The sequence below is a fragment of the Streptomyces sp. NPDC057565 genome, from assembly GCF_042801455.1.
In the GTDB taxonomy this organism is placed as follows: Bacteria; Actinomycetota; Actinomycetes; order Streptomycetales; family Streptomycetaceae; genus Streptomyces; species Streptomyces yanii.
This window is the reverse complement of record NZ_JBHVFU010000005.1, coordinates 108,196-121,358: the sequence shown is the minus strand read 5'-3', so window position 1 is coordinate 121,358 and position 13,163 is coordinate 108,196. Positions and strand designations below refer to the sequence as shown.

12 protein-coding genes are annotated in these 13,163 nt (G+C 69.4%); all 12 read left to right on the top strand.

The features are described from left to right. The first annotated feature begins 174 nt into the window (after positions 1-174). Positions 175-759: a bifunctional pyr operon transcriptional regulator/uracil phosphoribosyltransferase PyrR gene (pyrR, locus tag ACFU8W_RS12970; protein WP_384035578.1), complete on the top strand. Its 585-nt coding sequence runs from the start codon at positions 175-177 to the stop codon at positions 757-759. Between the two features lie 82 nt (positions 760-841). Beyond that, positions 842-1,843 carry an aspartate carbamoyltransferase catalytic subunit gene (locus tag ACFU8W_RS12965; protein ID WP_384035575.1) on the top strand — a complete coding sequence of 334 codons (1,002 nt, stop codon included), beginning with the start codon at positions 842-844 and terminating at the stop codon, positions 1,841-1,843. A 2-nt stretch (positions 1,844-1,845) separates the two neighbouring features. After that, positions 1,846-3,159, top strand: a complete 1,314-nt coding sequence (locus ACFU8W_RS12960; RefSeq protein WP_384035572.1) for a dihydroorotase — start codon at positions 1,846-1,848, stop codon at positions 3,157-3,159. Beyond that, a complete protein-coding gene (locus tag ACFU8W_RS12955) occupies positions 3,156-3,734 on the top strand; it encodes a hypothetical protein (protein ID WP_266987967.1) in 579 nt (192 codons plus the stop codon). Before ACFU8W_RS12960 ends, ACFU8W_RS12955 begins: the two co-directional genes overlap by 4 nt. Next, positions 3,731-4,873: a glutamine-hydrolyzing carbamoyl-phosphate synthase small subunit gene (carA, locus tag ACFU8W_RS12950; RefSeq protein ID WP_384035568.1), complete on the top strand. Its 1,143-nt coding sequence runs from the start codon at positions 3,731-3,733 to the stop codon at positions 4,871-4,873. Before ACFU8W_RS12955 ends, carA begins: the two co-directional genes overlap by 4 nt. Further along, positions 4,866-8,174, top strand: a complete 3,309-nt coding sequence (gene carB / locus ACFU8W_RS12945; protein ID WP_384035565.1) for a carbamoyl-phosphate synthase large subunit — start codon at positions 4,866-4,868, stop codon at positions 8,172-8,174. The genes carA and carB overlap by 8 nt, the downstream gene beginning before the upstream one ends. Before the next feature lie 56 nt (positions 8,175-8,230). After that, positions 8,231-9,340 (top strand): quinone-dependent dihydroorotate dehydrogenase, encoded by a 1,110-nt coding sequence (locus ACFU8W_RS12940; protein WP_384035562.1) that lies wholly within the window; start codon positions 8,231-8,233, stop codon positions 9,338-9,340. Further along, the gene (gene pyrF / locus ACFU8W_RS12935; protein ID WP_384035559.1) at positions 9,337-10,176 is read left to right on the top strand and encodes an orotidine-5'-phosphate decarboxylase; all 840 of its coding nucleotides are present in this window, start codon (positions 9,337-9,339) and stop codon (positions 10,174-10,176) included. The genes ACFU8W_RS12940 and pyrF overlap by 4 nt, the downstream gene beginning before the upstream one ends. 244 nt (positions 10,177-10,420) lie before the next feature. After that, a complete protein-coding gene (locus ACFU8W_RS12930; RefSeq protein WP_014157387.1) occupies positions 10,421-10,744 on the top strand; it encodes an integration host factor in 324 nt (107 codons plus the stop codon). Between the two features lie 38 nt (positions 10,745-10,782). Then, on the top strand, positions 10,783-11,400 hold the full coding sequence (gmk, locus tag ACFU8W_RS12925; protein ID WP_376341605.1) for a guanylate kinase: 618 nt from the start codon (positions 10,783-10,785) through the stop codon (positions 11,398-11,400). An 83-nt stretch (positions 11,401-11,483) separates the two neighbouring features. Further along, positions 11,484-11,756 carry a DNA-directed RNA polymerase subunit omega gene (gene rpoZ, locus ACFU8W_RS12920; protein WP_037695306.1) on the top strand — a complete coding sequence of 91 codons (273 nt, stop codon included), beginning with the start codon at positions 11,484-11,486 and terminating at the stop codon, positions 11,754-11,756. A gap of 148 nt (positions 11,757-11,904) precedes the next feature. After that, complete coding sequence (coaBC, locus tag ACFU8W_RS12915) at positions 11,905-13,116, top strand: bifunctional phosphopantothenoylcysteine decarboxylase/phosphopantothenate--cysteine ligase CoaBC (RefSeq protein ID WP_384035555.1); 1,212 nt, start codon at positions 11,905-11,907, stop codon at positions 13,114-13,116. Positions 13,117-13,163 lie beyond the last annotated feature (47 nt).

The window sequence follows — 13,163 nt, the reverse complement described above, 5'->3', positions numbered from 1 at the left end:
GTAACTCACTGTGAGGTTACGCAGCGTTACTTGGATGCGTCAAGCCGAATGGTCCGGACCGGCACCTCCCGGGGGTGCGACCAGGGGCTGGTACAAGCCCTGGTAACGTTGATGACGCAATTTCGACGTCCTTTAAGGTCCGTCCAGTGAGGCGGAGAAGGAGGTCCGTTTCTTATGGACGCACAGCACGAAGCCACCGGCAATGCGGCACGCCCCGTTCTGGAGGCTCCCGACATTGCCCGAGTACTGACCCGCATCGCCCACGAAATCGTCGAACGCGCCAAGGGCGCCGACGACGTGGTCCTGCTCGGCATCCCGACCCGAGGTGTCTTTCTCGCCCGTCGGCTCGCCGACAAGCTCCAGGAGATCACCGGCCGGAAGATGCCGGTCGGCTCCCTCGACATCACCATGTACCGCGACGACCTGCGGCTGCGCCCGGCGCGCGCCCTGGCCCGCACCGAGATCCCCGGCGAGGGCATCGAGGGCCGCCTGGTCGTCCTGGTGGACGATGTTCTCTTCTCCGGCCGCACGATCCGCGCCGCGCTCGACGCGCTCGGCGACATCGGCCGGCCCCGCGCGGTGCAGCTTGCGGTCCTCGTCGACCGAGGCCACCGCGAGCTCCCGATCCGTGCCGACTACGTCGGCAAGAACCTCCCCACGTCGCTGCGGGAGACGGTCAAGGTCCAGCTTGCCGAGGAGGACGGCCGTGACGCCGTACTGCTCGGTGTCCAGCAGACCGTCCCGGCAGGCGAGCAGTAGCTGTACCCGTTCCGTACGACGCACCGGTCGTACGACAGCTTCCGCGCGCCCGCATGCCTGAACTCTCCAGGAGAACACCCAGATGAAGCGTCACCTCATCTCGGCCGCCGACCTCACCCGCGACGACGCCGTCCTGATCCTCGACACCGCCGAGGAGATGGCCCGGGTAGCGGACCGGCCGATCAAGAAACTCCCGACCCTGCGCGGCCGTACCGTCGTCAACCTCTTCTTCGAGGACTCGACGCGCACCCGCATCTCCTTCGAGGCCGCTGCCAAGCGCCTCTCCGCCGATGTCATCAACTTCTCCGCGAAGGGCTCGTCGGTCTCCAAGGGCGAGTCGCTCAAGGACACCGCGCTGACCCTGGAGGCGATGGGCGCCGACGCCGTCGTCATCCGGCACGGTGCCTCCGGCGCCCCGTACCGCCTCGCGACGTCCGGCTGGATCGACGGAGCCGTCGTCAACGCCGGTGACGGCACCCATGAGCACCCCACCCAGGCGTTGCTCGACGCGTTCACCATGCGTCGCCGGCTGGTCGGCGCCGACGCCGGCCTGGGCCGGGACCTGGACGGACGGCGGATCACCATCGTCGGCGACATCCTGCACAGCCGGGTCGCCCGCTCCAATGTCCACCTGCTGCACACGCTCGGCGCCCATGTCACCCTGGTGGCCCCGCCGACCCTCGTGCCGGTGGGCGTGGAGCAGTGGCCCTGCGAGGTCAGCTACAGCCTCGACGAGGTGCTGCCGAAGTCCGACGCGGTGATGATGCTGCGTGTGCAGCGCGAACGGATGAACGCCGCGTACTTCCCGACCGAGCGCGAGTACTCCCGCCGCTACGGCCTGGACGGCGATCGCATGGCGAGGATGCCGGAGCACGCCATCGTCATGCACCCCGGCCCGATGGTCCGCGGCATGGAGATCACCGCCGAGGTCGCCGACTCCGACCGCTGCACGGCCGTCGAGCAGGTCGCCAACGGTGTCTCCATCCGGATGGCGGTGCTCTATCTGCTGCTGGGTGGGTCCGAGCCCGCCACCGCCCTTGATCGAAGCGCTGCGCGCCCCGCTGATTCCGAGGAGAACAAGTAATCATGAGCAAGATCCTTATCCGCGGCGCGAAGGTCCTCGGTGGCGAGCCCCAGGACGTCCTGATCGACGGCGAGACCATTGCCGCCACCGCCCGGCAGGGCGAAATCGACTGGAGTGGTGCCGGTATCGATGCCGGCGACGTGACCGTCGTCGAAGCCGAGGGGCAGGTTCTGCTGCCCGGCCTGGTCGACCTGCACACCCATCTGCGTGAGCCCGGGCGCGAGGACTCCGAGACCGTTCTCACCGGCACCAAGGCGGCGGCGGTCGGTGGCTTCACCGCCGTGCACGCCATGGCCAACACCTTCCCGGTCGCCGACACCGCCGGTGTCGTGGAGCAGGTCTGGCGGCTCGGCAAGGAGTCCGGCTACTGCGACGTGCAGCCGATCGGCGCCGTCACCGTCGGGCTGGAGGGCAAGCAGCTCGCCGAGCTCGGCGCCATGCACGATTCGGCCGCTGGAGTGAAAGTCTTCTCCGACGACGGCAAGTGTGTCGACGACGCGGTGATCATGCGGCGCGCGCTGGAGTACGTGAAGGCGTTCGACGGTGTCGTCGCCCAGCACGCCCAGGAGCCCCGCCTGACCGAGGGCGCCCAGATGAACGAGGGCATCGTCTCGGCCGAACTCGGTCTCGGCGGATGGCCGGCCGTCGCCGAGGAGTCGATCATCGCCCGCGACGTCCTCCTCGCCGCCCACGTCGGCTCCCGGGTGCACATCTGCCACCTGTCGACCGCCGGATCGGTGGAGATCGTCCGCTGGGCCAAGTCCAAGGGCTGGAACGTGACCGCCGAGGTCACCCCGCACCACCTGCTCCTCACCGACGAGCTCGTACGGTCGTACAACCCGGTCTACAAGGTGAACCCGCCGCTGCGCACCGAGGCCGACGTGCTGGCCCTGCGCGAGGCGCTCGCCGACGGCACGATCGACTGCGTCGCCACCGACCACGCCCCGCACCCGCACGAGGACAAGGACTGCGAGTGGGCCGCGGCCGCCATGGGCATGGTGGGTCTGGAGACCGCGCTCTCCGTCGTCCAGCAGACGATGGTCGAGACGGGGCTCCTCGACTGGGCGGGCGTCGCCGACCGGATGTCGTTCCGCCCGGCCGCCATCGGCCGGCTCGACGGACACGGTCGCCCCGTCTCGGCCGGTGAGCCTGCCAACCTCACGCTGGTCGATCCGGCATACCGTGGAGTCGTGGACCCCGCGGGCTTCGCCTCCCGCAGCCGCAACACCCCGTACGAGGGGCGCGAGCTGCCGGGGCGCGTCACCCATACGTTCCTGCGGGGCCGTGCCACGGTCGTCGACGGGAAGCTCGCGTGACATCACTGACCCCCCTGTACCAGCTGGCCGCCGAGCAGAAGTCGGCGGACGTGACCGACTGGTCCGCCCGCATCAGCTGGGTGATCGGACTGATCGTCTTCATCGCCTTCATCTACTGGCTGATGCGCCAGGGATGGAAGTGGCGGGGGAGCCTGCAGTCCGATCTGCCGGAGCTGCCCGCCACGCCGGAGGGGTACGCCGACGGCGAGCCGCTGCTGACGATGACCGGCCGCTACCACGCCTCGACGACCGCCGGGCAGTGGCTCGACCGGATCGTCGCCCATGGCCTCGGCACCCGCAGCCGCGTGGAGCTCACGCTGACCGAGCAGGGACTCGACGTCGTACGCCCCGGAGCAGCCGACTTCTTCGTCCCGGCCGCGCAGCTGCGTGACGCCCGGCTCGACAAGGGCATCGCGGGCAAGGTCCTCCCGGAGGGCGGCCTGCTGATCATCACCTGGGCGCTCGGCGACAAGCTGATCGACTCCGGCTTCCGCTCCGACCGCTCGGCCGAACACCCGGCCTGGGTCGACGCCATTCACCACCTCACCAGCACTACGGAAGGCACCGCACGATGACCATCTCCACCCGGGGAGCCGCCAAAGCTCCCGCCGTACTCGTCCTGGAGGACGGCCGCGCCTTCCGCGGCCGCGCCTACGGGGCCGTGGGGGAGACCTTCGGCGAGGCGGTGTTCTCCACCGGCATGACCGGCTACCAGGAGACCCTGACCGACCCCTCGTACCACCGCCAGGTCGTCGTGATGACCGCCCCGCACGTCGGCAACACCGGGGTGAACGACGAGGACCCCGAATCCCAGCAGATCTGGGTCTCCGGCTACGTGGTGCGCGACCCCGCCCGGGTGCCGTCCAACTGGCGCTCGCAGCGTTCGCTCGACGAGGAGCTGGAGCGCCAGGGCGTCGTCGGCATCAGCGGCATCGACACCCGCGCCCTCACCCGCCACCTGCGCGAGCGCGGCGCCATGCGCGTCGGCATCTTCTCCGGCGACGCGGTCGCCGACGAGGCCACGCTGCTGGCCCGGGTGCTGGAAGCCCCCGAGATGGTGGGCGCCGACCTCTCCGCCGAGGTCGCGACCAAGGAGACGTACGTCGTCCCCGCGATCGGCACCAAGAAGTTCACCGTCGCCGCGATCGACCTCGGCATCAAGGGCATGACCCCGTACCGGATGGCCGAGCGCGGCATCGAGGTGCACGTCCTGCCCGCCACCGCCACCCTCGACGAGGTGTACGCGGTCCGGCCCGACGGAGTCTTCTTCTCCAACGGCCCCGGCGACCCGGCCACCGCCGACCACCCGGTCTCCGTCATGCAGGGCGTCCTGGAGCGGAAGACGCCGCTCTTCGGCATCTGCTTCGGCAACCAGATCCTGGGCCGCGCCCTCGGCTTCGGCACCTACAAGCTGAAGTACGGCCACCGCGGCATCAACCAGCCGGTGCAGGACCGCACGACCGGCAAGGTCGAGGTCACCGCGCACAACCACGGCTTCGCCGTCGACGCCCCGCTGGACAAGGTGTCGGACACGAAGTTCGGCCGCGCCGAGGTCTCCCACGTCTGCCTGAACGACCAGGTCGTCGAGGGGCTGCAGCTTCTCGACCAGCCGGCCTTCAGCGTCCAGTACCACCCCGAAGCAGCCGCGGGCCCGCACGACGCCGCGTACCTCTTCGACCGCTTCGTATCCCTGATGGAGGGCCAGCGTGCCTAAGCGCTCCGATATCCAGTCCGTCCTGGTCATCGGCTCCGGCCCGATCGTCATCGGTCAGGCCGCCGAGTTCGACTACTCCGGCACCCAGGCCTGCCGCGTTCTCAAGGCCGAGGGCCTGCGCGTCATCCTGGTGAACTCCAACCCGGCGACGATCATGACCGACCCGGAGATCGCCGACGCCACGTACGTCGAGCCGATCACCCCCGAGTTCGTCGAGAAGATCATCGCCAAGGAGCGCCCCGACGCGCTGCTCCCGACGCTGGGCGGCCAGACCGCGCTCAACACCGCGATCTCCATGCACGAGAACGGTGTCCTGGAGAAGTACGGCGTCGAGCTCATCGGCGCCAATGTCGAAGCCATCAACAAGGGCGAGGACCGCGACCTCTTCAAGGGCGTCGTCGAGGCCGTCAACGCGAAGATCGGCCACGGCGAGTCCGCCCGCTCGGTCATCTGCCACACGATGGACGACGTGATCCAGGGCGTCGACACGCTCGGCGGCTACCCCGTCGTCGTCCGCCCCTCCTTCACGATGGGCGGCGCCGGTTCCGGCTTCGCGCACGACGAGGAGGAGCTGCGCCGGATCGCCGGTCAGGGCCTCACGCTCTCCCCGACCACCGAGGTGCTCCTGGAGGAGTCCATCCTCGGCTGGAAGGAGTACGAGCTGGAGCTGATGCGCGACAAGCACGACAACGTCGTGGTCGTCTGCTCCATCGAGAACTTCGACCCGATGGGCGTCCACACGGGTGACTCGATCACCGTCGCCCCGGCGATGACGCTCACCGACCGCGAGTACCAGCGGCTGCGCGACATCGGCATCGCGATCATCCGCGAGGTCGGCGTCGACACCGGCGGCTGCAACATCCAGTTCGCCATCGACCCGACCGACGGCCGGGTCATCGTGATCGAGATGAACCCGCGCGTCTCCCGCTCCTCGGCACTGGCGTCGAAGGCCACCGGCTTCCCGATCGCCAAGATCGCCGCCAAGCTGGCCGTCGGCTACACGCTCGACGAGATCCCCAACGACATCACCGAGAAGACCCCGGCCTCCTTCGAGCCGACGCTCGACTATGTCGTCGTCAAGGCCCCGCGGTTCGCCTTCGAGAAGTTCCCGTCCGCCGACTCGACCCTCACCACCACCATGAAGTCGGTGGGCGAGGCCATGGCGATCGGCCGCAACTTCACCGAGGCGCTCCAGAAGGCGCTGCGCTCCCTGGAGAAGAAGGGCTCGCAGTTCGCCTTCACCGGTGAGCCCGGCGACAAGGCCGAGCTGCTGGCCGAGGCGGTCCGCCCGACCGACGGCCGGATCAACACGGTGATGCAGGCGATCCGGGCCGGCGCCACGCCGGAAGAAGTCTTCGACGCCACGAGGATCGACCCCTGGTTCGTCGACCAGCTCTTCCTGATCAAGGAGATCGCCGACGAGCTGGCCGCCGCCGACAAGCTCGGTCCCGAGCTGCTGGCCGAGGCCAAGCGGCACGGATTCTCCGATGTCCAGATCGCCGAGATCCGCGGTCTGCGCGAGGACGTCGTCCGTGAGGTGCGGCACGCGCTCGGCATCCGCCCGGTCTACAAGACGGTCGACACCTGCGCCGCCGAGTTCGCCGCGAAGACGCCGTACTTCTACTCCTCGTACGACGAGGAGAGCGAGGTCGCGACCCGCACCAAGCCCGCGGTGATCATCCTCGGCTCGGGCCCCAACCGCATCGGTCAGGGCATCGAGTTCGACTACTCCTGCGTCCACGCCTCCTTCGCGCTGAGCGACGCGGGCTACGAGACCGTGATGGTCAACTGCAACCCGGAGACCGTCTCCACCGACTACGACACCTCCGACCGCCTGTACTTCGAGCCGCTGACGCTCGAGGACGTGCTGGAGATCGTGCACGCCGAGTCCCTCGCGGGCCCGATCGCGGGTGTCATCGTCCAGCTCGGCGGCCAGACCCCGCTGGGTCTGTCGCAGGCGCTCAAGGACAACGGGGTGCCGGTCGTCGGCACCTCCCCGGAGGCGATCCACGCCGCCGAGGACCGCGGCGCGTTCGGCCGCGTCCTGGCCGAGGCCGGACTCCCGGCACCGAAGCACGGCACCGCCACCACGTTCGCCGAGGCCAAGGGCATCGCCGACGAGATCGGTTACCCCGTCCTCGTACGCCCGTCGTACGTGCTCGGCGGCCGCGGCATGGAGATCGTGTACGACGAGACGCGGCTCTCCTCGTACATCGCCGAGTCCACCGAGATCAGCCCCACCCGGCCGGTCCTGGTCGACCGCTTCCTCGACGACGCCATCGAGATCGACGTCGACGCGCTCTACGACGGCACCGAGCTCTACCTCGGCGGTGTCATGGAGCACATCGAGGAGGCCGGCATCCACTCCGGTGACTCCGCCTGTGCGCTGCCCCCGATCACCCTCGGCGGCTACGACATCAAGCGGCTGCGTGCCTCCACCGAGGGCATCGCCAAGGGCGTCGGCGTCCGTGGGCTGATCAACATTCAGTTCGCGCTCTCCGGCGACATCCTGTACGTCCTGGAGGCCAACCCGCGCGCCTCCCGCACCGTCCCCTTCACGTCGAAGGCGACCGCGGTGCCGCTCGCCAAGGCCGCCGCGCGCATCTCGCTGGGCGCGACCATCGCCGAGCTCCGCGAGGAGGGCCTGCTGCCGAGGAACGGTGACGGCGGCACCCTGCCGCTCGACGCGCCGATCTCCGTCAAGGAGGCCGTCATGCCGTGGTCGCGGTTCCGCGACATCCACGGCCGCGGCGTCGACACGGTCCTGGGCCCGGAGATGCGCTCCACGGGTGAGGTCATGGGCATCGACTCGGTCTTCGGCACGGCGTACGCCAAGTCGCAGGCCGGCGCCTACGGCCCGCTGCCCACCAAGGGCCGTGCCTTCATCTCCGTCGCCAACCGCGACAAGCGCTCGATGATCTTCCCGGCCCGCGAGCTGGTCGCCCACGGCTTCGAGCTGATGGCCACCTCCGGCACCGCCGAGGTACTCAAGCGCAACGGCATCAACGCCACCGTCGTGCGCAAGCAGTCCGAGGGCGAGGGCCCGAACGGCGAGAGGACCATCGTCCAGCTCATCCACGACGGTGAGGTCGACCTGATCGTCAACACGCCGTACGGGACGGGCGGCCGCCTCGACGGCTACGAGATCCGTACCGCGGCCGTGGCCCGCGCGGTGCCGTGCCTGACCACGGTCCAGGCGCTCGCCGCCGCTGTCCAGGGCATCGACGCGCTCACCCACGGAGACGTCGGCGTACGTTCCCTCCAGGAACACGCGGAACATCTGACCGCGGCCCGCGACTAGGCAGCCCAGCAGGGGGACACCGGAAACGGTGTCCCCCTCTCTGTGAGGACACTCCCATGTACAAGTTCTTCTTCCGGCTGGTCTTCAAGCGGATGGACCCGGAGCAGGCCCACTACCTGGCCTTCCGGTGGATCCGCCTCGCGGCCCGCATCCCCGTCCTGCGCACCTTCGTCGCCGCGGCGCTCGCCCCCCGCTACAAGGAGCTGCGCACCGAGGCCCTCGGCCTGCGTATGCACGGCCCGTTCGGCCTCGCCGCGGGCTTCGACAAGAACGCCGTCGCGATCGACGGCATGTCGATGCTCGGTTTCGACCACATCGAGATCGGTACGGTCACCGGCGAGCCGCAGCCCGGCAACCCCAAGAAGCGCCTCTTCCGCCTTGTGGCGGACCGGGCGCTGATCAACCGCATGGGGTTCAACAACGAGGGCTCCGCGGCCGTGGCCGAGCGCCTGGCCGCCCGTAACCCCGTCTTCCGGACGACGGTCGGCGTCAACATCGGCAAGACCAAGGTCGTGCCGGAGGCCGAGGCCGTCGGCGACTACGTGAAGTCCACCGAGCGGCTCGCCCGCCACGCCGACTACCTCGTCGTCAACGTCTCCTCGCCCAACACGCCCGGTCTGCGCAACCTCCAGGCCACCGAGGCGCTGCGGCCGCTGCTCACCGCCGTGCGCGAGGCGGCCGACCGGACCGTCGGCGACCGCCGGGTGCCGCTCCTCGTCAAGATCGCCCCCGACCTCGCCGACGAGGACGTCGACGCGGTCGCCGACCTCGCGGTCGAGCTCGGTCTGGACGGCATCATCGCCACCAACACCACCATCGCGCGCGACGGCCTCGGGCTGAAGTCCTCGCCGTCGCTCGTCGAGGAGACCGGCGGACTCTCCGGCGCGCCCCTCAAAGCGCGCTCCCTGGAGGTCCTGCGGCGCCTCTACACGCGGGTCGGCGACGAGATCACCCTGGTGGGCGTCGGCGGCATCGAGACCGCAGAGGACGCCTGGCAGCGCATCCTCGCCGGCGCCACCCTCGTCCAGGGCTACAGCGCCTTCATCTACGAGGGCCCGTTCTACGCCCGCGCGATCCACAAGGGCCTGGCCGCACGCCTCGCCTCCTCCCCGTACGCCACTCTCGCCGAGGCCGTCGGCGCCGAGACCCGGAAGGCCACGAAGTGACTTGTGAACCCTTCGGCGCACGACTGCGCCGTGCCATGGACATCCGTGGGCCGCTCTGCGTCGGCATCGACCCGCACGCCTCGTTGCTCACCTCCTGGGGTCTGAACGACGACATCGCGGGCCTGGAGCGCTTCACGCGCACCGTCGTCGAGGCGCTGGCCGACCGGGTCGCCGTCCTCAAGCCGCAGTCCGCGTTCTTCGAGCGGTTCGGGTCGCGCGGCATCGCCGTCCTGGAGAAGGGCGTCGAGGAGGCGCGGGCGGCCGGCGCGCTCGTCCTGATGGACGCCAAGCGCGGTGACATCGGCTCCACCATGGGCGCCTACGCGGCGACCTATCTGGACAAGGACTCGCCGCTGTTCTCCGACGCGCTCACCGTTTCGCCGTACCTCGGCTTCGGCTCGCTGCGTCCGGCGCTCGACGCGGCCGTACTTTCCGGTGCGGGCGTCTTCGTCCTCGGACTCACGTCCAACCCCGAGGGCGCCGAGGTGCAGCGCGCCACCGCCGCGGACGGCCGGTCGCTGGCCCAGGTGATGCTCGACCACGTGGCTGCCGAGAACGAGGGCGCCGAGCCGCTCGGCTCGGTCGGCGCCGTGATCGGCGCCACGCTCGGCGACGCGGGCGTGGATCTGGCGGTCAACGGACCGCTGCTGGCCCCCGGGATCGGCGCCCAGGGTGCCACCCCCGCCGATCTGCCGGGTGTCTTCGGTGCCGCGGTGGGCAACGTGCTGCCGAGCGTGAGCCGGGGCGTGCTGCGCCACGGACCGGACGCGTCAGGGCTGCGCGAAGCCGCCGAACGGCTCACGGATGAGGTCCGTGCAGCCGTTCAGGAAAGCTGACCATGCCATGTAACAGCGTGTTGACGGAATCATGACCTGAAAACGCGGTTGTTATGCCTGAAATGTCCTGGTCGGCTCAGGCTGACCAGGACTTTTCGTCTGTTCTCGCTGACTCCGGCGGCCTTGGCCGCTAGTCTCCGTCGAGAGCGAACGTGCACAGGTTGTTCGTTGCTCACCAGGTGTGGGCCGACTAGGTTCCTCACCGGTCCGTATCCGACAGATCGACATCCGAGGTGACGTAGGCGTGGCTCTTCCGCCCCTTACCCCTGAACAGCGCGCAGCCGCGCTCGAAAAGGCCGCCGCGGCTCGCCGGGAGCGGGCCGAGGTCAAGAATCGACTCAAGCACTCCGGCGCCTCGCTCCACGAGGTCATCAAGCAGGGCCAGGAGAACGACGTCATCGGCAAGATGAAGGTCTCCGCCCTTCTGGAGTCCCTGCCCGGCGTGGGCAAGGTCCGCGCCAAGCAGATCATGGAGCGGCTCGGGATCTCCGAGAGCCGCCGTGTGCGGGGTCTCGGCTCCAACCAGATCGCTTCCTTGGAGCGAGAGTTCGGCGGCTCCGCCGCCTGACGTGCTCAGGCACCCCTGAGAACGGGGATAATCGCTCCATGGCTGCAACATCCCGGGGGACGTCCCCCGTACCCCCGGACGTACGTCCGCGGCTGACCGTGCTCTCCGGCCCCTCCGGAGTCGGCAAGAGCACGGTCGTCGCTCACATGCGCAAGGTGCACCCCGAGGTCTGGCTCTCGGTGTCGGCGACGACCCGCAAGCCGCGCCCCGGGGAGCGCAACGGTGTCCACTACTTCTTCGTGGACAACGACGAGTTCGACAAGCTGATCGCCAACGGCGAACTGCTGGAGTGGGCCGAATTCGCCGGCAACCGGTACGGCACACCGCGCCGCGCCGTGCTCGAACGTCTCGACGCGGGCGAGCCGGTCCTTCTGGAGATCGATCTCCAGGGGGCCCGGCTGGTCCGCCAGTCGATGTCCGACGCACGGCTGGTCTTCCTCGCCCCGCCGAGCTGGGACGAGCTGGTGCGCCGGCTCACCGGCCGCGGGACCGAGGCGCCCGAGGTGATCGAGCGTCGGCTTTCCGCCGCCAAGGTCGAGCTCGCCGCCGAATCCGAGTTCGATACGACGCTGGTCAACACCTCCGTCGAGGACGTATCACGTGAGCTGCTAGCCTTGATGCTTCAGGCTTCCGCCCGCCGTGACAGCAGCGCCTGAACCAGCCGAACCGGAGCACCACCCCGGCGGAATCCGCAGAATCAAAGTTTTCTTTGATCTTTACCCCCTTCGGAAGGCAGAGAGTGTCCTCTTCCATCACCACGCCCGAGGGCATCATCAACCCGCCGATTGATGAGCTCCTTGAGGCCACCGACTCGAAGTACAGCCTTGTGATCTACGCCGCCAAGCGCGCGCGTCAGATCAACGCGTACTACTCGCAGCTCGGCGAGGGCCTTCTCGAGTACGTCGGTCCGCTCGTCGACACCCACGTGCACGAGAAGCCGCTCTCGATCTCGCTCCGCGAGATCAACGCGGGCCTGCTGACCTCCGAGGCCATCGAGGGCCCCGCTCAGTAAGCAGGAACAGAGCACCTTCACCACAGGCCCGGCGGCCACCATCGCCGGGCCTGTGGTGTGTCCGGGGTCGTGGGGGTGCCTTCGGTGCCGTGAGGCAGCATGGGGGTTGTACGTGTCCGAGGTACGTACCCGAGTGCGGGGAGACGCAGTGGAGAAGCCGAAGGTCGTTCTGGGGGTCAGCGGGGGTATCGCCGCCTACAAGGCGTGCGAGCTGCTGCGACGGCTGACCGAGTCCGGTCATGACGTACGGGTCGTCCCGACCGGGTCCGCACTTCAGTTCGTGGGTGCCGCCACCTGGTCGGCGCTCTCCGGGCACCCGGTGTCGACCGAGGTGTGGAACGACGTCCACGAGGTGCCGCACGTCCGCATCGGGCAGGACGCCGACCTCGTCGTGGTCGCCCCCGCCACCGCCGACATGCTCGCCAAGGCCGCCCACGGTCTCGCCGACGACCTGCTCACCAACACGCTCCTCACCGCTCGCTGTCCGGTGGTCTTCGCGCCCGCCATGCACACCGAGATGTGGGAGCACCCCGCCACCCAGGAGAACGTCGCCACGCTGCGCCGGCGTGGCGCCGTCGTCATCGAGCCCGCCGTCGGCCGGCTCACCGGCGTCGACACCGGCAAGGGCCGGCTGCCCGATCCCGGCGAGATCTTCGAGGTCTGCCGCCGGGTGCTGGCCCGCGGGCCCGTCGCGCCGGACCTGGTGGGCCGCCATGTGGTGATCAGCGCGGGCGGTACGCGGGAGCCGCTCGATCCGGTCCGCTATCTCGGCAACCGCTCCTCCGGGAAGCAGGGGTACGCGCTGGCCCGTACCGCGGTCGCCCGCGGGGCCAGGGTCACGCTCATCGAGGCGAACACCGGACTGCCCGATCCGTCGGGCGCCGACGTCGTACGGGTCGGCACCGCGGTGCAGTTGCGAGAGGCGGTGCTGAAGGCCGCGTCCGACGCCGATGTCGTGGTGATGGCGGCCGCGGTCGCCGATTTCCGCCCGGCCGAGTACGCCGAGGGGAAGATCAAGAAGAAGGACGGCCAGGAGCCCGCGCCGATCGTGCTCGTCCGCAATCCGGACATCCTCGCCGAGGTCTCCGCCGAGCGGGCGACGCCGGACCAGATCGTCGTCGGGTTCGCCGCCGAGACCGACAACGTGCTCGCCAACGGCCGCGAGAAGCTCCTGCGCAAGGGCTGTGACCTGCTCGTCGTCAATGAGGTGGGGGAGCGCAAGACCTTCGGCTCCGAGGAGAACGAGGCGGTGGTCCTGGCGGCCGACGGCGGCGAGACCCCGGTGCCGTACGGTCCCAAGGAGGGGCTCGCCGACACGGTCTGGGATCTCGTGTCGGCACGCTTCTCGCCCCAGGCGTGATTAAGCTCTCACACCGGTAAAAAACCTTCCATATCCGGGCGTGAGTG